Here is a 19,288-nt window from a genome sequence, read left to right as displayed (position 1 = left end):
TGCCTTATATCAAAATAGAAAAATGCATTAAAAACAGCTTCTTGCCTTTAATGCATTTTTATAACTCCAAAGGATGTAACTATGTCAATAGCAGAATAAATTTCAACGCTTTAGAAAAGACATCCCAATAAAAATTTAGTTCTTCTTCATTTGATCAAATTTAGACATCCCCTCCTTTTTAGGGAAACTGTTGTTTTCAAGATCAACATCGGGAAATTCAAAATTTGGATCAAGAACAATAGATACTGCTTCTTTGGATTTAATGAACGTCTTTTTGATTTGATATTCGTTCAATCGCCATATTTCAGCAGGCAAACGTTCAATTTCCGAAGTTCCATCCTTGTACTTCCATTCAATAGTTACTGGCATGACAAGGCCACCGACATTCTTGATGGTCAATTCATAAATATTTTTTCCGGAAAGCTCCCCTCTGATTTTGTCATCATCCAAACGAGATAGGAATTGCCCATAATCCCGATCTCTTGCCGTAATCATGGTGATATCTTCCGGACCGGCAGAGAAATCCTTGGCTTGGGCCGTAGCTCCATTCTCAGCCGCTACCTTAAGGGCAACTTTCTTTTTTTGATTTTCTATATTGCTCTCTTTTTCCAAGACCCTGAACCATTTTACATTGCTTAGTTCCATGTCTACTTGATCCGTGGTAAAAAACCACCCTCTCCAAAACCAATCGAGATCCGTGGCGGTGGCATCTTCTAAAGTCCGGAAAAGATCTCCAGGGTTGGGGTGCTTGTATTTCCATCGGTTGGCATATTCCCTAAAGGCTTCATCAAAGAGCTCCGGACCAATAATGGAATTGCGAAGCATTTGTAAACCTACCGTAGGTTTATTATAGAAATTTGCTCCAATTCTACTCAGGCTCTCACTATCCGAAGAGGTCATAATAGGACGCATTACATTTTTATCCCCACTCATATAAGGAGCAATGTCTTTAGGAGTTATGCTATTATGTTGTGGATAGCGTTCGGCCATGGTTTTCTGATCTAAGTAAGTGTTTAAACCTTCATCCATCCACATCCATTGGCGCTCGTCCGAACTTACGATCATCGGAAACCAGTTATGTCCCACTTCGTGTACAATGGTGCGTACCATTCCTCCAATGGCTTGTTGACTCATTTTCCCATTGGTAGGACGACCTCCATTGAAGCTAATCATGGGAAATTCCATTCCTATATTGGAAGTGTTTACCGAAATGGCAACAGGATAAGGGTATTCAAAAGTGGACTCCGAATACACCTGCAGGGCATTGACTACGGCCTTGGTAGATTCTTTGGGCCATACGGGAAGACCTTCTTTTGGGTAAAAAGACATGGCCATGGTAACATGATCGGAAAATTGTACGGCCTGTGCATCCCAAATAAATTTTCGGGAAGAAGCAAAGGCGAAATCACGAGTGTTTTTGGCCTTGAACTTCCAGGTTTTGGTCTTGCGCGCTTTCTTTTTTTCATTGGCAATGGCCTCTTCCGGGCTAATGATGATTACGGGTTCATCAAAAGAAGTCCGAGCTGCTGCCATTCTTTTGCGCTGTTCTTTGCTAAGTACTGCATCTGCGTTTTGAAGGGCTCCTGTAGCAGCAACAACATGATCTTGAGGCACCTTGATTTCTACATCATAATCTCCAAATTCCAAAGCAAATTCACCCAACTTTTGAAATTGCTTGTTTTGCCAACCTTCTGTATCGCTATAGACAGCCATTCTTGGGAACCAATGGGCAATAAGATACATGGTATTATCATCTGCAGGGAAATATTCATATCCTTCCCGGGAAAGTACAAATTGACTACGATCAGTGATATGATACGACCAGGCAATTGAAAGTTTTAGGGAGGCACCCGATTGTAAGGGTTGCTCCAAACGTACCTTCATCATCGTATTGTTTATGGTAGTGCGCAAATCTTTTCCTGCTGCATTTTTTACATATTTAATGGTATAACCGGCAGGGAAATCCACTGCTCTTGTCAATTGTTGTATTTGACGTGTGGTCATAGAGTCCCGTATGGTTCCTACCATTTCACTGAACCCCTTGTTCTCTTTTCGATTTACATTTTGATCCAATTGCACCCAGAGGTAAGGAAGATCATCCGGGGAATTGTTGTAGTAGGTAATGACTTCTTCTCCATGGAGGATATTTTTGGATTCCTCAATTTCTGCTTTTATCACATAATCCGTGCGTTGCTGCCAATATGCTTTACCCGGGGCGCCACTGGCAGTCCTATACGGGCTTGGGGGACTGATCAAACGATCAATAGGTTCAAACTTGCCCTGCCAAGCTTGCTCTTGGGCTTGCAAGGAAAAAGTAAGTAGAAGTACAAAAAAAGAGGATAAAACAGATTTCATAGTGTTAAAATTTCTTGATAAAAAAATGGGTGATCCAATGCTATTATTTCCTTTCAAAGTTAGCGGAAATCAATCGTCTATACAACGCTTTTATGAAGGGTATTTTGGGAGCTCCAAGAATAACCCATAAGTCCTTTGAAAGTGGGGTCTCTTCATCCAGAAATTGAAAAATCTGTTGTGGAGTCCTATTTTTGAACAAGGCTTCAAAAATTGCGCCTCCCTGGATATTATCGCGATGAAGAATATCCAATAATAAGAGGTCATAATACCAAAAACGATTTCTTTTAACCAATGATTTCAGAGGCTTCCCGTCCTTGAGTTGTTGTACCATTGCCTTTACTTTCTTAGAAGTATTCATAAAGGTATAGCCCGTGCTGGGTTTGGACCATCCGCCAGCCGTACCAATATGGAAGGTGTGTTCTGTGTTGTGCGTGCTAAAATCATAACAAGTCATAGGAATACTGCCTTGCTCTTTTTCCAAAATCTCGTAATCCGAACATTGGAACTTATCATGGAGGTAGGCTTTAATAGCATCCTCATATTCTGCGGTACTTAAAAGCGCTTCAGAAAAAAGCGTGTACTCCACAATGGCTTCGGTTTTAGAAAAAGGAAGCACATACATGAAGCGCGTATTTCCGTCTTGCGGAATGGAAAAATCCATAAAAGTGGCCGTAGTGTCATCAAAGATTTCCTGCCCTGTTTTTAGGCGCCACCCTATAAAATGCTGTTGCAGCACCGGATATTGCTGTTGTTTTAAGAGTTGTTTGTAATCAAAAATGCTATTAAAAACACGTTTTGCAACAAATAGGGTATTGGAAGTCTGAACTTCCACACCTCCTAAAACCTCTTTGGTGTTCAGCACGGTCTCCTGTAAATACGAAACGTTTGGGTGAGACCGAACTCTTTTGGAATATTCATCGTAAAAATCTATGCCCCTGATCATTTTATAGCCGTAGGGTGCAATAGAAAGATTCATGTTGCTCTTTTCCCCCGCGAAATGGATATTGTCCCACTGCCGATACAAGATTTCGTCAAAATCCCCTTCTCCCTTTTCCCAAAAACACCAAGTACGGTCATTGGTGCGTTTTCGGTCTTTATCTAAAAGTAAAATAGAGGTTTCTTTAAAGAAGGAATCTTTTCCCAGGGCATCGGCAAGTAGCAATCCAGCAGCCCCGGCACCAATAATAATATAATCGTACGTAATCATGTTAGACTGCCAGTATTAGGGGCGATATCATAGCTTTGGGGAGGGCCAGGAAATCAGTATTCCAGCAAATATAATGAATAATACAAGGAACAAAATTGTTTTATTTTTTAGGCTTGGCTAAAATATTATTTTGTTCCTTGAAAATTTGTATTTTTGCAGTTCAAATAATTAGTGTGACACATTCAGAGGAAGATTATATCAAGGCCATATACCATCTAGGAAAATACCAGAACAAAGCTGTGGCTACCAATGCCATTGCAGAACAGATGGCGACAAAACCTTCGTCGGTCACAGATATGATAAAAAAGTTATCGGAGAAATCCTTGGTGCATTATAAAAAATATCAAGGAGTGACCCTAACGGAGTTGGGACGGAGCCATGCGCTCGCCATTATTCGAAAACATCGTTTATGGGAGGTTTTTTTGGTAGAGAAGTTAGATTTTTCATGGGATGAGGTGCATGAGGTGGCCGAGCAATTGGAGCATATTAAGAGTGAGAAATTGGTGGACAAATTGGACAAGCATTTGAACTTTCCCAAAGTAGATCCCCACGGAGATCCGATCCCCTCCAAACACGGGGAATTTAAAGAAACCATAAAAATGATCTTAAGTGCAGTGCCGCTGCATAAACAGGGAGTTTGTGTTGGGGTTAAAGATTCCTCGGCTCCTTTTTTGAAATTTTTGGATAAGCATAAAATAGCCTTGGGCGATCGCATTACCGTATTGGAAAAAGAAGAATTTGATGGCTCTTTGACCATAGCTATTGAAAACCGGGAAATCTATATATCCGATCAAATAGCGTCCAACCTCTATTTGAAAATATTGGAGGACGAGTAAGTCAAAACCAAATGGGATGTGTACAGGAATTATTATTTATAAAGTGATTATTAAAAGATAGCATGAATTTGAAATACATGAAAAATTATATCCCTGCCCTAATGGCAATAGTGCTGATCGGTTGTAAGACAGATGCTAAAAAGGATGCAAATGCCACATTAAATGTAGTGACTACAACGACGATGCTCACTGATATGGTACAGAATATAGGCGGAGATGCCATTCGTGTACAAGGACTTATGGGGAGCGGCGTGGATCCACATTTATATAAGGCCAGTGAAGGAGACGTGAGCAAATTGTTCAATGCGGATATGGTGTTCTATAGCGGACTCCATCTAGAAGGGAAGTTGGTTGAGGTATTTGAAAAAATGGAAAGTAGAAATGCCAAAACCGTGGCGGTAGCAAGTACGATAGATGAAGGGAAATTGATAGGGTCGGAATATTTTGCCTCCAATTACGACCCGCACGTATGGTTCAATATTGACTTTTGGAAAGAAATGACACAATATGCTACCACACAATTAAAAGAAGCCGACCCTAAAAATGCAGCTTTGTTTGAAAGCAATAGTAAAAAATATCTTGAATCTTTAAATGCATTGGAAGATGAAATAAAAGCCGTTATTGAAACATTACCTGCTGAAAAACGAATTTTGGTGACCGCTCATGATGCCTTTAATTATTTTGGGGAAGCCTTTGGATTTGAAGTTGTTGGCCTTCAAGGGCTTTCTACGGCAACGGAAGCTGGAGTGCAGGATGTTCAGGAATTGGCAAAATTTATTATAGAAAAAGATGTTAAAGCCATTTTTGTGGAAAGCTCGGTTCCTAAAAGAACCATTGAGGCGCTACAGGCATCCGTACAATCCAAGGGGCATGAAGTAGCTATAGGGGGGACCTTATTTTCGGACGCCTTGGGTACGCAAGGAACTGCGGAAGGAACATATACGGGCATGTTCCGATATAATGTGAGGACTATTGTAAATGCACTGAAATAAGGGATTATGGATAAAAATATTGCTATCAGTATAGATGATCTCACCGTAGCGTATAACTATAAACCGGTACTGTGGGATATTGATCTGGCCGTTCCGGAAAGTATTCTTATGGCAATTGTTGGTCCCAATGGAGCTGGGAAATCTACTTTGATCAAATCTATTCTAGATATTATCAAGCCTATAGCGGGGAGCGTAAAGATTTTTGGAAAACCCTATAAAGAGCAACTCGGGCATGTGGCTTATGTGCCCCAAAAAGGGAGTGTAGATTGGGATTTTCCCACTACGGCTTTAGATGTGGTCATGATGGGCACTTACGGGAGTTTGGGGTGGATCAAACGTCCGGGGCAAAAACAAAAGAAAGCTGCTTTGGAAGCCTTGGAAAAAGTAGGGATGCTGGAATTTAAATCTAGACAGATCAGTCAATTGAGTGGAGGACAACAACAACGAATATTTCTGGCTCGGGCATTGGTGCAGAATGCCAGTATTTATCTCATGGACGAACCCTTTCAAGGCGTGGATGCTACCACTGAAAAGGCCATTATCAACATTCTTAAAGAATTACGGAAAGCGGGAAAAACGGTTATCGTAGTACACCACGATTTACAGACGGTGCCTGAGTATTTTGATTGGGTCACGTTTTTAAACGTGAAGAAAATTGCCACAGGTCCGGTAAAGGATATTTTTAATGATGATAACCTGACCAAGACCTATGGCATTAATTATAAGGTTGCAGTGAATAAATGAGGATATCAGCGTTTGGTTTTTAGCAAGTAGCATGGAAAAAGTGAAGTTCAATTTTGAAGAATTGAAGGGATAAAAAAAAACAACAATGTATTTCGCTGGAAGATCAGGGCTTCAAAAATAGCTGAAAACTAAAGACCAAAGACGAACAAGGAACGATTAGGAATGACCATAACAGAATACATAGAGCTTCTTTTTACAGATTATACCTTGAGGACCATTACTTTGGGGACGGCAGTTTTAGGGGCTGTTTGTGGTATGCTGGGGAGTTTTGCCGTACTTAGAAAACAAAGTCTCTTGGGCGATGCAATTTCACATGCGGCTTTGCCAGGAATTGCCATTACTTTTCTCATTACCGGAGCAAAGAACAGTAATACCCTTTTGATCGGGGCGCTGATCAGTGGTTTGATCGGTACCTTTTGGATCAGGGGTATTGTAAAAAAGACCCATTTAAAATCGGATACGGCCTTAGGATTGATTTTATCGCTATTCTTTGGTTTTGGAATGCTCTTATTGACCTTCATTCAAAAAATGCCAGACGCCAATCAGGCAGGGCTCGACAAATATCTTTTTGGGCAGGCTGCTACACTTGTGGAAAGTGATGTATGGCTCATGTGTATGGTAACCGGAATCAGTTTGCTGGTCGTACTGACGTTTTGGAAAGAGTTAAAATTGTTACTGTTCGATGTGGATTATACAAAATCCCTGGGATTCAATACGCGATTTTTGGATATTTTAATTACCTCCTTTATTGTTTTGGCTATTGTGATAGGACTACAGACCGTAGGTGTGGTTTTAATGAGTGCCATGTTATTGGCTCCCGCCGCCGCCGCAAGACAATGGACCAATAGCCTGGGCATCATGATTTTTTTAGCCGCCATATTCGGCGCCTTTTCGGGAGTCCTGGGAACGGCCATAAGTGCCAGCTCCAACAATTTGTCCACCGGCCCTGTTATTGTTTTGATAGCAGCGGTTTTTGTAATTTTTTCTTTTGTTTTTTCCCCGGGAAGAGGCTTGCTTTTTCGTGAAATTCGCTATTGGAAAAACAGGAATGACTTACAACTTTTTAAAACTTTGGCCTTCATGCATGAGATTGCCAAAAACCATGAAGATATCTCACATCCCCATGCGGTGAAGATCCTGAACAATTTTCAAGGCTATACCAAAAGATCTTTAAAGCGATTGGAGAGTAGGGAATATATTATCGTAAATGGAGCCATGTGGTCCATGACCCAAGCAGGTTATGACAAGGCAGCCAATTTGTACAACCAACAGGAGGAAAGTAATGAGTAGCGCACAGATAGAAATTCAATTGATCGCCTGCATTGTTGCCATTGCTTGTGCCATTCCAGGAACCTTCCTGGTACTTCGGAAAATGGCCATGATCAGTGATGCCATCAGTCACTCTATTCTTCCCGGCATTGTTGTTGGATTCTTTTTAACAGAAGATCTAAATTCTCCTTGGTTGATCCTTTTAGCAGCTGTGACAGGTTTGATTACCGTTTTTTTGGTAGAATTCATTCAAAAAACGGGATTGGTGAAAGAAGATACGGCCATTGGACTCGTCTTTCCGGCCTTATTTAGCATTGGTGTCATCTTAATCGCCAAAAATGCCAATGATGTACATTTGGATGTGGATGCCGTACTCTTGGGAGAATTGGCTTTTGCACCCTTTGATCGCCTGGAAGTAGGCGGAGTGGATATTGGTCCAAAATCCCTTTGGGTCATTGGGAGCATTCTTTTAAGTACTATAGCACTATTGCTTACGTTTTTTAAAGAATTAAAACTAAGCACTTTTGATAAGGGCCTAGCGGCTACTTTAGGCTTTTCCCCAGTAGTAATGCATTATGGTTTAATGAGTGTAGCCTCTATTACGACCGTTGGAGCTTTTGATGCAGTAGGGGCTATTTTGGTGGTCGCTTTAATGATCGCACCTCCGGCTATGGCGTATTTATTGACTACGGATTTGAAGAAAATGCTGTGGTTGTCTACATTGTTCGGTGTAATAGGAGCTTTGGTAGGCTATTGGGTGGCCCATTGGTTAGATGCCTCTATTGCTGGATCGATGACTACAATTCTTGGGGTCCTCTTTTTATTGATTTACCTTTTTGCGCCGAGTAGAGGACTGATTTCTGTGTTGTACCGTCAACGCAGACAGCAAATAGAAGTACATCTGTTGACCTTCTTGCTGCATTTACAAAATCATGAGGAAAAATCGGAACGGCATGTCAATCACCTCAATGAGCATATCAATTGGCAAAAAGTGCGGGCAAGATCGGTGCTGGACCTAGCTATGAAAAACAATATGATCGTTATTGAAAAAGATATCATTTCTTTGACCGAAAAGGGGAAAAGTTTTACGGCAGAAGCCATCAATTATATCATTACCAATAAAAGTGCGGCCATTGAAGAGATGAAAGATCGCTTCTTCCTGTTTAGAGGATGATTCATCTCATTTAAAACTTAATATTTTTCCCCTTTCCTGATTTTCATACCGCTCAAGCTAATAAGATAATTGCAGGCGTCATAAAAACCTCCTTTACTGGGCGACCATTCCCTCACTACGCGATAATTTTTGGTATCATTGCCTTCCATGATCCATTCAGCCCCATCGTTCCCAGATAGTGTGCTACCCAATTCCATATTCCAAAATTTTGATTTTTCGACTAAGGCAATAAAGGTTTGCCATTCTTTTTTGGAGACCACCTTTAGACTATTGATAACAAGTTTTCTTTGCTCATACGCAGGGGCATTACCTAGAACTTTCCAATATAGGACGTACCGATCTTTCCATTTTTCAAACCGAAAACTCATAGGGGCATGAAATGCACGGAGCCACGTAAATCTATATATTTCCTTGATTGTTTTACGATTGAACAAAAGCGGTTCTTTCATCTCAAATAAGGTTTTGGAATACCAGTTGACAGGCAATTCGAAGCGATGATTGAAATCAAAAATAACAAGTGAATCCTTTTTTTGAGTACCGTCTTTCACTTCCGGTTTGATCAATTCCTTGGGAAAATAAGATTGTTTAGCATCCATGGGAACATTTAAAGTGTCCACTTTTATGGTATGATCAATAAACCGATCAACAGATTGCGAAAAAACATTTTGGTGAACGTACAGTCCTAAAAGAAGGAGCATGGCGTTATAGACTAGATTTTTTTTCATGATCAAGTTATGGCCTTATTCCATTTTAGAAATCAAGAATTGTGCCCAATTACCTAGTGAAAGGAGGAGGTATTGTAAATAATTTTTTAAGGAAAAAATTGTACCTTATAGGCTTAGTAACCTAAAAACAAGACCGTTATGAATACCTCCAAACCAAATACCCTATATTGGGTCATTGCCATAATTGCGCTTTTATGGAATCTCATCGGTGTATTTTTCTTCATTTTTGATAATTTTTTGATTACGGAAGAAATTTTGGCTGCGATGCCCGAAGCAGATCGAAATCTTCGGGAAAGTGCTCCCGCGTGGGGACCGGTGGTCTATGGTATCGCCACCATTGGAGGTGTTCTGGCCTCGATCTGTATGTTGATGCGGCGAAAGCTTCAAATACCCCTTTTTTTAATTTCCCTTTTGGCCATTATTGTGCAAATGGGCTATGGGTGGGTCGTACAGAAATCTGCGGAAGTACTGGAACCGGGAATGGGAATTGTATTTCCTGCCATAGTGGTAGCTTTGGGACTTTTCTTTTTCTTCTATAGCAAGCGCATTGTTAAAAAAGAATGGTTGGGATAATAGTTTTTTTGTGCCGGAGCTAGTATTTTTAGGAAAAGCTTTCTTTTGAACCTAAGATTCCCTTTTCAGCCTGTATTTAAGGCTCATATACTATTGGCATTGGGCTTGGCCCTATGGATATTTGGGTTCCTATATTTTACCGAACCGCTGGATGTTGACGAATTTGGAGATCAGGAGAAGTTGATTTACCTACCGCTCTATGGATTAACCGGTGCAATTGCCTATTTGTGCATGCTGCCCTTTCAACGGATACTCTATCGGAAGGAAAAAGAGCAGTGGTTTCTCCGGGATGAACTGCTCTTTTTTATCGTATTCGTTCTGGGGGGATTTCTCCTTTCAAGAGGCGTTTACCGTTATATTATTGTACCCAATGAACCTAATCCATATACGTTGTATTACTATTTATCGGCCATATACCTTCCCGCCATTGCCGTAATGTTGCCCATAATTATCATAGGCCGCTGGGGGATGGGAAAATACTACGAAAAAAAACAAGAGGACCTCAAAGTGAAAATTAATGGGGAGGGAAATTATGAAGGCCTTGCCTTGGCCTTACACGATATTATCTGTATTAAAGCAGATGATAATTATATTGAAGTTTCCTATATCGTTGGCGCTGAAGTAAAAAAACAATTGATTCGGAATCGATTGTCCAGTGTGGAAAAGGACTTGGATACTTTATGTAGAACGCATCGCTCTTATCTGATCAATCCTTATCATTTTGTACAATGGAAAATGGATAAGGGAAAAACGATGATACAGTTGAATCATAATATTTTCGTCCCAGTATCCAAAACTTATGCCCCAAGCTTGAAAACGATGCTAAATTCTACCACAAACTAAGGCTATTTCACCACAAGACCCTATAAATAGGGGATTCCTAAGCTTTACTGTTTTAGGTTTGTTTCTATAATTATGTAAAACAAACCGTCATGAAATCATCAATTTTACAGCAGTTCAATACTCATTTAAAGGTATTGATAGGTATTTTTCTTTGTATAGGAGGACTACATCTAAACGCTCAGGAAAGTGAGTGCAATTGCAGGGCCGATTTTGAGTTTCTTCATCAGAAATTGAAAAAGACACCAGCGTATAGACATCAAACAGAAAAAGAAACTTCCTATACAGCTAGCTATAGGGCATTGCAAGGGGAATTACAAGCAATAAAATCGCCTTTTGAGTGCTATTTTCTTTTAAACAAACTCGTTCTGTCTTTAAAAGACAACCATATGCAGGTATATGGAAAGAAGAATGGGATGAGCACCCAATTGCTTAAGGATAGTATCGGGTTTATGAAATTTAAGAGATCTAAGGCCTATCGGGTTTTACCTAGATTAAGCATGGATTTGGATAGCTTGGAAACGGTATTGAAAACAAAACCCTTTGAAAGCAAAGAAGGCATTTACTACCGGAAAGATTATTTAAAAATAGGCGTGTATTGGGATAAAAGTAGAGGGGCGTTCAATAGCCTTGTACTTTCTTCCAAAACCCCTTTATGGGAGCCTGGGGAATTGTTCAATAGCCTTATTCCCTATGGTCAGAACAATTTAAGGGCCATAGGTGGAGGAATTACCACAAAGCGTTTGATTACTTATGCAGAACGCATTCAGGAAGGACTATTTTTGACCATGCGATTTCAGAAAGATCTTTCAAAATCCAATTTTTCCGTGGCCCCATATCCTAAATTGATCTATAAAAGGGAAGCCTTGTCGCCGGACATCACCTATTTAAAACTGGGGGATTTTGATTCTTTTTATCCTGTGCTTTCCGATGCTGAGGCATTCTATGCCCTTTTAAAGGGTACACTGCAAAAACCAAATCTAGTAGTAGACCTACGGGATAATGGAGGTGGCGGGGATCGAAATTCCAATATTGTCTTCAAAATATTGAAGAAATATAGCAAGACGAATAGCATATTTGTGCTGATCAATCAGAGAACAGGGAGCAATGCCGAACAGTTTGCCTTTAAATTACGGAAGATGGCGAAAGCTGTCGTTCTGGGAGATCAAAGCAGAGGAGTTGTAGCCTATGAAATAAAAAATAGTACCTATACATTGCCTTCAGCGGCCTTCATTGCGCAATTGACATCCAAAAAACATGCAAAATACCTGGAACTGGAATCGGTTGGCCTGACTCCGGATGTATTTCTTGATTACGAAAAAAGCTGGCTGACCCAAGTAAAAGAGTACATTGAAACTAAAAAATAGGAATGGGAAGAACATTATATGGCACTATCGGGACCAATATCATATATGACGGATGATACCATGGTTTTGATGTCTATTAGGGAAGTCAAGCGACTTCCCTTTTGGTTTACCCTTAGGTTTAGACCAAAGCCGCTCTCTTTTTCTGTAAATATTCCTTTTCTAAAGTGTTGGTGACCAAAGCCAAAGCCTGATCAAAAGAAGAGATGGCTTTGAGGGGATGGTTTGTACAAACGTAAAAATCACCCCAAGCGGCATGATATAGATAAGCGCGTTGCGCAAAATCTTCCGCTTTAATTTTTTCAAGATAATTTTTTGCTGCGGCATATTTGCCATATTGTAGGCATACAACGGCCATGGTCAGGACATGGGAAGGCATGGGTTGCAAGGAATGAAGGCAGCTATACCAGTGTAGGATCTTATCCCAATCCGTATGTTCAAAAGTAGGCGCTTTAAGGTGTTCTGCAGCAATGGCCGCCTCGTAATGGTAACAGGAAAACATGCCTTCTTCTACTGCTTTGTTCATCATGGTATTACCTAAAGAAATTAAGGGAAAATGCCATAAGCTCCGATCTTGGTGTTTTAGGTCCAACAATTCATTTTCTGCATTCGTCTTGGCATCCAAACGGGAGGAATGAAAGCACATTAAGGCAAAAAGGGCATAGCTGGCAGGAGATCGGGTATATTCGTTTTTCAATAGCATTTGGCACAAACGCATGGCTTCGCCACATAATTCTTTTTGGATCAATTTTTCTTTCTTATTGGAATGAAACCCTTCGTTAAAAATAAGATAGAGTACTTCCATCACGCTTTCCAGTCGTTTTGGAAGCGCTTTCCCTTGGGGGATATGAAATTTTAAACGCGACTTTTGAATGGTTTTACGGGCACGTGCCAAGCGTTTTTTTACCGTTTCCTCCTTCATTAAAAGAGCTGTGGCAATTTCTTTAATGCTAAAGCCCGATATTGTTTTTAAAGCAAAGGAGATACGATCTCTTGGGTCTAAACTTGGATGACATACGGTGAAGATCATGCGCAATTGCGCATCTTCTATTTCCGTATCCAGAAAGAAATCGTTTAAGGCAATGGCCTGAGGACCATTCGTTAATTGGGGAAGGTATTTTTTTTCTGTTTTTAATCTTCTAAAAATATCAAGAACCCTATTTTTTGAAGCTTGGGTTAACCAGGCTTCAGGATGATCGGGTTGTTGATGACGCCAGGAAAGACTGGCCTTGATAAAAGTATCCTGAATGGCATCTTCAATAATATCAAGATGTTCCAAACCAAAGATACGGGTTAATACAGAGACCATCTTTCCATTATGGTGACGGAAAAGATGGTCTATGAGTTTGGATTCCATTTATTTGTCGAATACCATTATTTCACGAATTTCAACGGTTCCTCCCAAATCGTAATCCGGGAAATCCTGTGCTACTTCCTGAACGGCATCGAAATCCTTTGCTTCAACCAGATAATAACCTCCTACTATTTCCTTGAGTTCGGCTGAAGTAAGATCGGTCACTGTTCTGTTTTCACCTACGATACGCCGAATAGCTGGAGTAAGGGCATTTCCACCTCTTAGGATACCCGCTTGTTCCATTTTGTTGCCCCAGGCAAACCATTTTTCCATACGATTTTGAAGTTCTTCGGGGGAAAGCCCTAAATCGGTGTAATCTGCTCCTAGAAAAATCATCATAAATTCTTTCATAAGTATGTATTTTATATTGTTTATACTACTAAGACGTCTGTATGGTACTGATAGGGGACACTTTTTCTCTAAAATTAAAAAATATCCCCAGCTTTTCTACTTTTTAGGCAATGGCAATTAGAATTTCTGCTTCTCCATCCGTGGGATTCACAGCTTTTTCTCCATAAATCTCCAAATCGTGCGTATAGGCCCTATTTAAATCCGTATTCCAAATATTGACCCAGGCATCGTACACGGCTTCTTTGGTGAGATCGCCTTTGGCCGTAAATTTAGCGTAATTGGCTTCAGGAACCATTTTAACTGTTAAGGCTTCATCTACATTGTCCAAATTTTCAACCTGGTAGCCCAAAAGCATGGTGTAGGGTTGCATATGATCGCCTTCATAATCTGTATATAGCGCATACATAGTGTTATCTACCTTGTTGGGCACTTTATCTCCGATTTTTTCTTCCATGAATTGCTTCCAGAGTTCAGGAATGTCCTTCATTGCCTTTTGATTTTGATTTGTGGTTCGTACAGTAATACCGACTAATGTCAAAGCTTCTTTTTTAGTGTTTTCCATGAGGTTTATTTTTAGTTTTTACAAAAATATTTCATGGCAATGACAAGGGTGTGTCAGGGGTGGGATTTTTATTCGTGTATATAGCGTTTGTAATACTCTTCCAAGGTCATATTGTGCGATTCAAAATGGGTATGGGTTCTTTTTATCTTTGCAATATGATCGATTCTAAATACGCGAAAAGCTGTGCGAAGTCTGCAAAATGCAATCAACAACCACTTTTCCTGGGAACTGTATAGGGCAAAAGGTTCAATACTGCGGGAAGTTTGCTGTTGCTGTAGGGAATGGTATTCAATATCCAACACTTCAAAATTGGTAATGGCCGATTGCAATAACATTAAATAATCACTGGTGCGTTGATAATTATAATTATCCAGGACATAGATGCGCTGGGCAAGGAGGTTTGATTTTTCTTTTTGGGGTTTTCGCAAGGTGGCTTTTATTTTTTGTATGGCCTCCGAGTAATATTTTACAAAGGAAGCATCCTTGTTTTTGAGAACCAACTGTTCTGCTGTGATTAAGGCGTTGGCTTCATTTTCAGAAAGCATAATGGGGGGTAAATGGTACCCGTCCATTAAGGAATATCCCCTTCCTTCCTCAGTGACTATGGGTACGCCAGATCGTTCTAAGGTTCGGATGTCCCTATAAATGGTACGCACACTAACTTGATGTTTATCAGCAAGCATTTTGGCGGTGACCAAGGTGTTGGACTGCAACTGCGTAATAATCGCAGTAAGTCGTGAGATTCGTGGTTTTTCATTGGGCTCCATGGCATTTTTAGGATATCTGGAAATTTAGTTGTGGTCCTTGTCATTGCATTTCTCTGGCCTAGTACGCATAGAAAAATGGACATAAGGATTTAAAATCTGTTTTAAATGTACAACAACCCTTCAAAAAAAACTAAATGCGCCATTTTTCCTAAAAATTTTTCATCTAGGATTATTCTTCATGCCCAAGGATGATTCTAATATTGGGATACATCCGGTAGAATTCCCTCAATTGTTTTAAACTAGCGGTTGCCCTTGGCATCTTTTATCCAAGCGGGAATAATATCATCATCAAAACCATATTTTGTATAGGGGAGCGCCCCTGAATAAAAATTTAAAAGAAAAGCCGACTTCTAAGTCGACTTTTCTCCAGTAAGGGATTAGGATACGCAGATTCCTAACCATTTGTCACATGAAAAGTGAGATCCACAATTGCTTGTACAATCATTATTAGTCTCACAAAATGCAAAACAAGATCCTCCTAGGCCTCCATTGATGTGCATTTGTTGTTGTTTGCTGATCCGTGTGACATTTTTGAGCGATGAGAGTTTTTTCAACATAATTTTAGATTTTTATAATTAATAGACCTCGAATTATTTAAGGACATTCAAGTTTATATGTCCACCATGGATTTAAGAAATTCATTATATAAAACAGCCATAAAGTCTTACTGACTTTGAGCTTAAAAGAATATATTTATTGCTAAACTATAGTTAAAAGGAGTACAGCAAAAAGAAAAAAAACTCAAATTTATAAAATAGAGGATGTATATAATTTTAAAAAACTAGCTGTTGTTATCGAAGTAAAAAGAGATAGGATTATAGCAAGAATAGCCTTTAGAGATGGTTTTTTGATCATGAATAGTTTTATAACCTAAAAGAACCATGCTATATAGATATTTAAATCAAAAAGATGTTTTGATATATGGTGAATAAAAAAGGATACGGTAATTTGGGATTGCACCTTCTTTTGTTTTTGGTATTATCCCTTAGAGGTTTTTCCCAAGAACATATAGCCTTAACCAAGAATCAAATAGACTTTATATCCTCTGCGCCCGAAAAAGAAGTAAATGATTCTTTGCGATATTATTATGATAAAGTAAGAAAAGATGTTCTAGTTGCCTATAGCCATGAGTACTTGAAAAGAGGGGAAATACAGGATAATGAACAAATTAAATATATTGCCAATTTCTATCTAAGCCATTGTTATTTTTATTATAGATCCGATTATTCTACATCCTTTAACTATGCCCATTCGGCATTGATTGCTGCGCGAAAAACAAAAAATCCAAATCGAGTCATACGTGCCTTACAGCTAAAAGGATCGGCATTGGACGAACTGGGAAAGTATCCTGATGCTTTGGAGTGTTTTTTGGAAAGTGCCCGATTGGCACGAGAAAATGGTTTTCTCGTCAGTGAAATCCGGTCAAGATTATATATTGGGAACATAAAAATCCGCTTGAAAGATTATAGCGGGGGAAAGCCTATATATCAGGATATTTTAGAACGCTTAGAGGAACAAAAATACAAATCGCAATATGAGAATAGTGCAATAATAGCGCAATACAACAGAACGTATGCGAGTTCCTTGAATAGGTTGGGCATCTGTTTACGGGGCCTTGAAGAAAGCAATAAAGCTCTTTTGACTTTCAACAAAGCACTATCCTTTATGGAGTCTCGCGAGATGTACGAAAAAGAAATATTGGAAGCATCCATCTATACCAATCTCGGAAAAACACATATTAATCTCGGAGACCATGAAAGAGCGATTTTTTATTTAAGAAAATCGGAGGCATTTCTTTTAGAAACGAAGAATACCTCCAATGTATATTTTCAAAATATTTTTTTTCAAGCCGAAGCGGAATGGAAATTAAATAAACCGCTGAACGCTCTTGAAATTTTGGAGAAAGGATTTGATCATCTTTCCTCAGACGAGTATCCCCCCAAATTGCTGGAAATGTACGACTTGGCTGTTCTGCTTTCCAAAGAACTTGGAGATTTGGAAAAGGAAAATGAGTATAGCAGGCGGAGAAGAGAAGTTTCTGATGCCATTCATGAGAACGATGTTACAACCAGGGTATTGGAAAATAGAGCGCTATCCAAAGAAAATAAGATACTGTCTTCCAAAAATGAAATTATTGGAGACAATCTAAAATTTACCTTAAAACTGCTTGGGATATTGGTAGTGTTACTGCTTATCATCGTGATCATATATCTGCGGAATGCAAAGCTGAACAAGAGAAAGTTTGATGTATTGGCACTAAAAATGGAAAATGAGGTACATATCCCAAAAAAGAATTATCCCTCGCTAAAAATTGCGGATGAAAAAGCAAAAGTAATTCTGGAAAAATTGCAAAAATTAGAGCACGCTCACTTTTATATAAGCAAAGATTGTACGTTGCATAGTACCTCAAAAAAATTAAAGACCAATACCACCTATCTTTCCAAGATCATCAATGGTCATATGCAAAAATCTTTTAATGAATATATCAATGAAATGCGCATTTATTATGTCTTGGAACAGATTAAGGAAAATTCCAAATACAGGAATTATACTATAGATGCAATTGCAAAGGAATTAGGGTATAAGAGCACAAATACCTTTACCAATGCTTTTAAAAAGTACACAGGCCTTAAACCTTCTTTTTATATTAAAAAAATGGAAAAAACGACCGCTTCAAAAGAATAGAATTTAGTTCTTTATAAGTATTCCAGAATCTACTTTTTGTCCTGTATTTGATGTGATCACATAGTAGAACCTTCCTTTGACAGGAGCATTGAAATGGTATTCAAATTTTGAATCCTTTTGAAGTTTTTTCTCCATTTGATCAATGAGAGCACCATTTTCATCGTATATGGTCAGATGGAATGGAGTTGTTGCATCTTTTATGGAAATGCTTGACGCGTTAAAGTCAAAAACAACCTTATTGATAAACGGATTAGGGAAGATGGAGATGCTATCTCTGTCATGAGCATGTATTTTTTCTTCTGATGAAAGGGAAATTGAGAAGTCTGTTTGTTTCTGGGATAAAGATGGAGAAGTAATCTCATGGGTAGACTTTAGAGCGAACGTTATTTTATGATCCCCTTCCCCAAAAGAATATTTTGACGTTTCTTGAGGGAGTTGATCTTTAAATGTCGTATGAGGGCTATTTTCAGGGCCATCCGGTCTAATTGGAATAGGTGTTGTTGCACCTCTTACCATTGAAATGGTAGAGATGGTAGGTCCCGTATGCACTATGTGAAGATAAAAAACTTCTGAACTCTTATTTTGATAACGTACCTCAAAGGGTATAGGGGCATTGTCCTGAAGTACTTTGGGAAATTGAACGATGGAAATTGTATGTTCCAAAGGACCCTGAGATTCCTTTTTATCAATGGTGACCTGTACAATAATTTTGTTTTCCGCTGTTATAATTGGATTTATTTCATTTTGACCTTGAACTTTGAAAAAGAATAATGAAGCAACAAAAAACAGCGGGGATAAGCGGGGTATTCTTTTCATAAGGATGTGATTTAGATGAATAATGAATACTGAATATACCTCTAAATCATTGGGTTTTTAAAAGAAGAATACCTCGTATTTATAAATTTACAGATTAAAAAACCCCTATAAATAATTGATTTTTAATTAACTGCAATGATTAAATAATGATTGCAATTCGCTGGGATAGTAGCTGTTAATATCCTCAAATTTATAAAATTGAAAAGAGGTTATTTTTTTCTGTTACTAAAGCATTTTACCTTCATATTAGTTTTAAACGTGGATATCCATTTTTTACCATACTCATAAAAGGAGTATTTCTTGCAAGAAAAGCCATAGTTTCCAAGTGGCTCTTAATGGATTGGAACAATACAAATTTTAATTTTAATACATGATGGTTAAAACGATAATTAATTTAACAGGTTCTAAAATTTTGAATAAAAAGGAACAACAAGTTATTCATGGCGGAGGACGTCCGCGATGTTTCACAGATGCAGACTGTTTTCAACTAACTGGTGATCCTACAGTGAAATGTTATCATGCGCCTAGGCAAGCAGGTTTTTGCTTGGTTCAGTAGTGCGTTGCGAGTCAATACAGTGACTTGACTCTTGTTCAATGAATCCCGTAAAGGGATACTTTTCGGGATTCATTAAAATTAGATAGGGCATCATACTATTGTCTTAAAATGCAATATT

17 protein-coding genes are annotated in these 19,288 nt (G+C 38.9%); 9 read left to right on the top strand and 8 right to left on the bottom strand.

Annotated elements, in window-relative coordinates:
- Nucleotides 1-135 precede the first annotated feature (135 nt).
- Together ACEXOE_RS05560 and ACEXOE_RS05555 are read right to left on the bottom strand one after the other, a co-directional pair.
- On the bottom strand, nt 136-2,355 hold the full coding sequence (locus ACEXOE_RS05560; protein WP_394747746.1) for a M1 family metallopeptidase: 2,220 nt from the start codon (nt 2,353-2,355) through the stop codon (nt 136-138).
- A gap of 43 nt (nt 2,356-2,398) precedes the next feature.
- On the bottom strand, nt 2,399-3,562 hold the full coding sequence (locus ACEXOE_RS05555; RefSeq protein ID WP_394747745.1) for a lycopene cyclase family protein: 1,164 nt from the start codon (nt 3,560-3,562) through the stop codon (nt 2,399-2,401).
- A gap of 173 nt (nt 3,563-3,735) precedes the next feature.
- Here ACEXOE_RS05555 and ACEXOE_RS05550 point away from each other — a divergent pair, with 173 nt between their 5' ends.
- The 5 genes from ACEXOE_RS05550 (at nt 3,736) to ACEXOE_RS05530 (ending at nt 8,577) form a co-directional block, all read left to right on the top strand.
- Nucleotides 3,736-4,398, top strand: coding sequence for a metal-dependent transcriptional regulator (locus ACEXOE_RS05550; protein WP_394747744.1), 663 nt, complete (start codon nt 3,736-3,738; stop codon nt 4,396-4,398).
- A 77-nt stretch (nt 4,399-4,475) separates the two neighbouring features.
- On the top strand, nt 4,476-5,390 hold the full coding sequence (locus ACEXOE_RS05545; RefSeq protein ID WP_394747743.1) for a metal ABC transporter solute-binding protein, Zn/Mn family: 915 nt from the start codon (nt 4,476-4,478) through the stop codon (nt 5,388-5,390).
- Nucleotides 5,391-5,396: 6 nt separating this feature from the next.
- A complete protein-coding gene (locus ACEXOE_RS05540) occupies nt 5,397-6,134 on the top strand; it encodes a metal ABC transporter ATP-binding protein (protein ID WP_394747742.1) in 738 nt (245 codons plus the stop codon).
- A 162-nt stretch (nt 6,135-6,296) separates the two neighbouring features.
- Complete coding sequence (locus tag ACEXOE_RS05535) at nt 6,297-7,424, top strand: metal ABC transporter permease (RefSeq protein WP_394747741.1); 1,128 nt, start codon at nt 6,297-6,299, stop codon at nt 7,422-7,424.
- Entirely contained in the window at nt 7,417-8,577 is a 1,161-nt protein-coding gene (locus ACEXOE_RS05530) for a metal ABC transporter permease (RefSeq protein WP_394747740.1), read from the top strand. The genes ACEXOE_RS05535 and ACEXOE_RS05530 overlap by 8 nt, the downstream gene beginning before the upstream one ends.
- 17 nt (nt 8,578-8,594) lie before the next feature.
- Here ACEXOE_RS05530 and ACEXOE_RS05525 read toward each other — a convergent pair whose 3' ends face one another.
- Complete coding sequence (locus tag ACEXOE_RS05525) at nt 8,595-9,302, bottom strand: hypothetical protein (protein WP_394747739.1); 708 nt, start codon at nt 9,300-9,302, stop codon at nt 8,595-8,597.
- 138 nt (nt 9,303-9,440) lie between these two features.
- On the opposite strand from ACEXOE_RS05525, the gene ACEXOE_RS05520 reads away from it, so the two are divergent.
- From ACEXOE_RS05520 to ACEXOE_RS05510, 3 genes are all read left to right on the top strand, one after another.
- Complete coding sequence (locus ACEXOE_RS05520; RefSeq protein ID WP_394747738.1) at nt 9,441-9,875, top strand: hypothetical protein; 435 nt, start codon at nt 9,441-9,443, stop codon at nt 9,873-9,875.
- 45 nt (nt 9,876-9,920) lie between these two features.
- Nucleotides 9,921-10,718 carry a LytTR family DNA-binding domain-containing protein gene (locus ACEXOE_RS05515; RefSeq protein ID WP_394747737.1) on the top strand — a complete coding sequence of 266 codons (798 nt, stop codon included), beginning with the start codon at nt 9,921-9,923 and terminating at the stop codon, nt 10,716-10,718.
- Nucleotides 10,719-10,807: 89 nt separating this feature from the next.
- Nucleotides 10,808-12,082: a S41 family peptidase gene (locus ACEXOE_RS05510; RefSeq protein WP_394747736.1), complete on the top strand. Its 1,275-nt coding sequence runs from the start codon at nt 10,808-10,810 to the stop codon at nt 12,080-12,082.
- 118 nt (nt 12,083-12,200) lie between these two features.
- Here the strand turns inward: ACEXOE_RS05510 and ACEXOE_RS05505 are convergent, their stop codons facing one another.
- From ACEXOE_RS05505 to ACEXOE_RS05490, 4 genes are all read right to left on the bottom strand, one after another.
- Nucleotides 12,201-13,436, bottom strand: coding sequence for an RNA polymerase sigma factor (locus tag ACEXOE_RS05505; protein ID WP_394747735.1), 1,236 nt, complete (start codon nt 13,434-13,436; stop codon nt 12,201-12,203).
- Entirely contained in the window at nt 13,437-13,784 is a 348-nt protein-coding gene (locus tag ACEXOE_RS05500) for a YciI family protein (protein ID WP_394747734.1), read from the bottom strand. It lies immediately after the preceding gene.
- A 103-nt stretch (nt 13,785-13,887) separates the two neighbouring features.
- Complete coding sequence (locus tag ACEXOE_RS05495) at nt 13,888-14,346, bottom strand: GyrI-like domain-containing protein (RefSeq protein WP_394747733.1); 459 nt, start codon at nt 14,344-14,346, stop codon at nt 13,888-13,890.
- A 68-nt stretch (nt 14,347-14,414) separates the two neighbouring features.
- Nucleotides 14,415-15,113, bottom strand: a complete 699-nt coding sequence (locus tag ACEXOE_RS05490; protein ID WP_394747732.1) for a helix-turn-helix transcriptional regulator — start codon at nt 15,111-15,113, stop codon at nt 14,415-14,417.
- Nucleotides 15,114-16,034: 921 nt separating this feature from the next.
- Here ACEXOE_RS05490 and ACEXOE_RS05485 point away from each other — a divergent pair.
- On the top strand, nt 16,035-17,798 hold the full coding sequence (locus ACEXOE_RS05485) for a helix-turn-helix domain-containing protein (RefSeq protein WP_394747731.1): 1,764 nt from the start codon (nt 16,035-16,037) through the stop codon (nt 17,796-17,798).
- Nucleotides 17,799-17,801: 3 nt separating this feature from the next.
- Here the strand turns inward: ACEXOE_RS05485 and ACEXOE_RS05480 are convergent, their stop codons facing one another.
- Nucleotides 17,802-18,614 (bottom strand): hypothetical protein, encoded by an 813-nt coding sequence (locus tag ACEXOE_RS05480; RefSeq protein WP_394747730.1) that lies wholly within the window; start codon nt 18,612-18,614, stop codon nt 17,802-17,804.
- Between the last annotated feature and the right edge of the window lie 674 nt (nt 18,615-19,288).

Origin of the sequence: Spongiimicrobium salis (assembly GCF_043678055.1) — a bacterium.
GTDB classification, from domain to species: Bacteria; Bacteroidota; Bacteroidia; order Flavobacteriales; family Flavobacteriaceae; genus Spongiimicrobium; species Spongiimicrobium salis.
The sequence above is the reverse complement of the archived record's forward strand: the minus strand, read 5'-3'. Positions and strand labels throughout refer to the sequence as shown.

What these genes read in the sequence shown, in the direction of transcription:
- ACEXOE_RS05545 (WP_394747743.1), top strand. Translation starts at nt 4,476, where the DNA reads ATGAAAAATTATATCCCTGCCCTAATGGCAATAGTGCTGATCGGTTGT.
- ACEXOE_RS05500 (WP_394747734.1), bottom strand. Translation starts at nt 13,784, where the DNA reads ATGAAAGAATTTATGATGATTTTTCTAGGAGCAGATTACACCGATTTA.
- ACEXOE_RS05560 (WP_394747746.1), bottom strand. Translation starts at nt 2,355, where the DNA reads ATGAAATCTGTTTTATCCTCTTTTTTTGTACTTCTACTTACTTTTTCC.
- ACEXOE_RS05535 (WP_394747741.1), top strand. Translation starts at nt 6,297, where the DNA reads ATGACCATAACAGAATACATAGAGCTTCTTTTTACAGATTATACCTTG.
- ACEXOE_RS05480 (WP_394747730.1), bottom strand. Translation starts at nt 18,614, where the DNA reads ATGAAAAGAATACCCCGCTTATCCCCGCTGTTTTTTGTTGCTTCATTA.
- ACEXOE_RS05505 (WP_394747735.1), bottom strand. Translation starts at nt 13,436, where the DNA reads ATGGAATCCAAACTCATAGACCATCTTTTCCGTCACCATAATGGAAAG.
- ACEXOE_RS05495 (WP_394747733.1), bottom strand. Translation starts at nt 14,346, where the DNA reads ATGGAAAACACTAAAAAAGAAGCTTTGACATTAGTCGGTATTACTGTA.
- ACEXOE_RS05520 (WP_394747738.1), top strand. Translation starts at nt 9,441, where the DNA reads ATGAATACCTCCAAACCAAATACCCTATATTGGGTCATTGCCATAATT.
- ACEXOE_RS05530 (WP_394747740.1), top strand. Translation starts at nt 7,417, where the DNA reads ATGAGTAGCGCACAGATAGAAATTCAATTGATCGCCTGCATTGTTGCC.
- ACEXOE_RS05490 (WP_394747732.1), bottom strand. Translation starts at nt 15,113, where the DNA reads ATGGAGCCCAATGAAAAACCACGAATCTCACGACTTACTGCGATTATT.
- ACEXOE_RS05485 (WP_394747731.1), top strand. Translation starts at nt 16,035, where the DNA reads ATGGTGAATAAAAAAGGATACGGTAATTTGGGATTGCACCTTCTTTTG.
- ACEXOE_RS05540 (WP_394747742.1), top strand. Translation starts at nt 5,397, where the DNA reads ATGGATAAAAATATTGCTATCAGTATAGATGATCTCACCGTAGCGTAT.
- ACEXOE_RS05555 (WP_394747745.1), bottom strand. Translation starts at nt 3,562, where the DNA reads ATGATTACGTACGATTATATTATTATTGGTGCCGGGGCTGCTGGATTG.
- ACEXOE_RS05510 (WP_394747736.1), top strand. Translation starts at nt 10,808, where the DNA reads ATGAAATCATCAATTTTACAGCAGTTCAATACTCATTTAAAGGTATTG.
- ACEXOE_RS05525 (WP_394747739.1), bottom strand. Translation starts at nt 9,302, where the DNA reads ATGAAAAAAAATCTAGTCTATAACGCCATGCTCCTTCTTTTAGGACTG.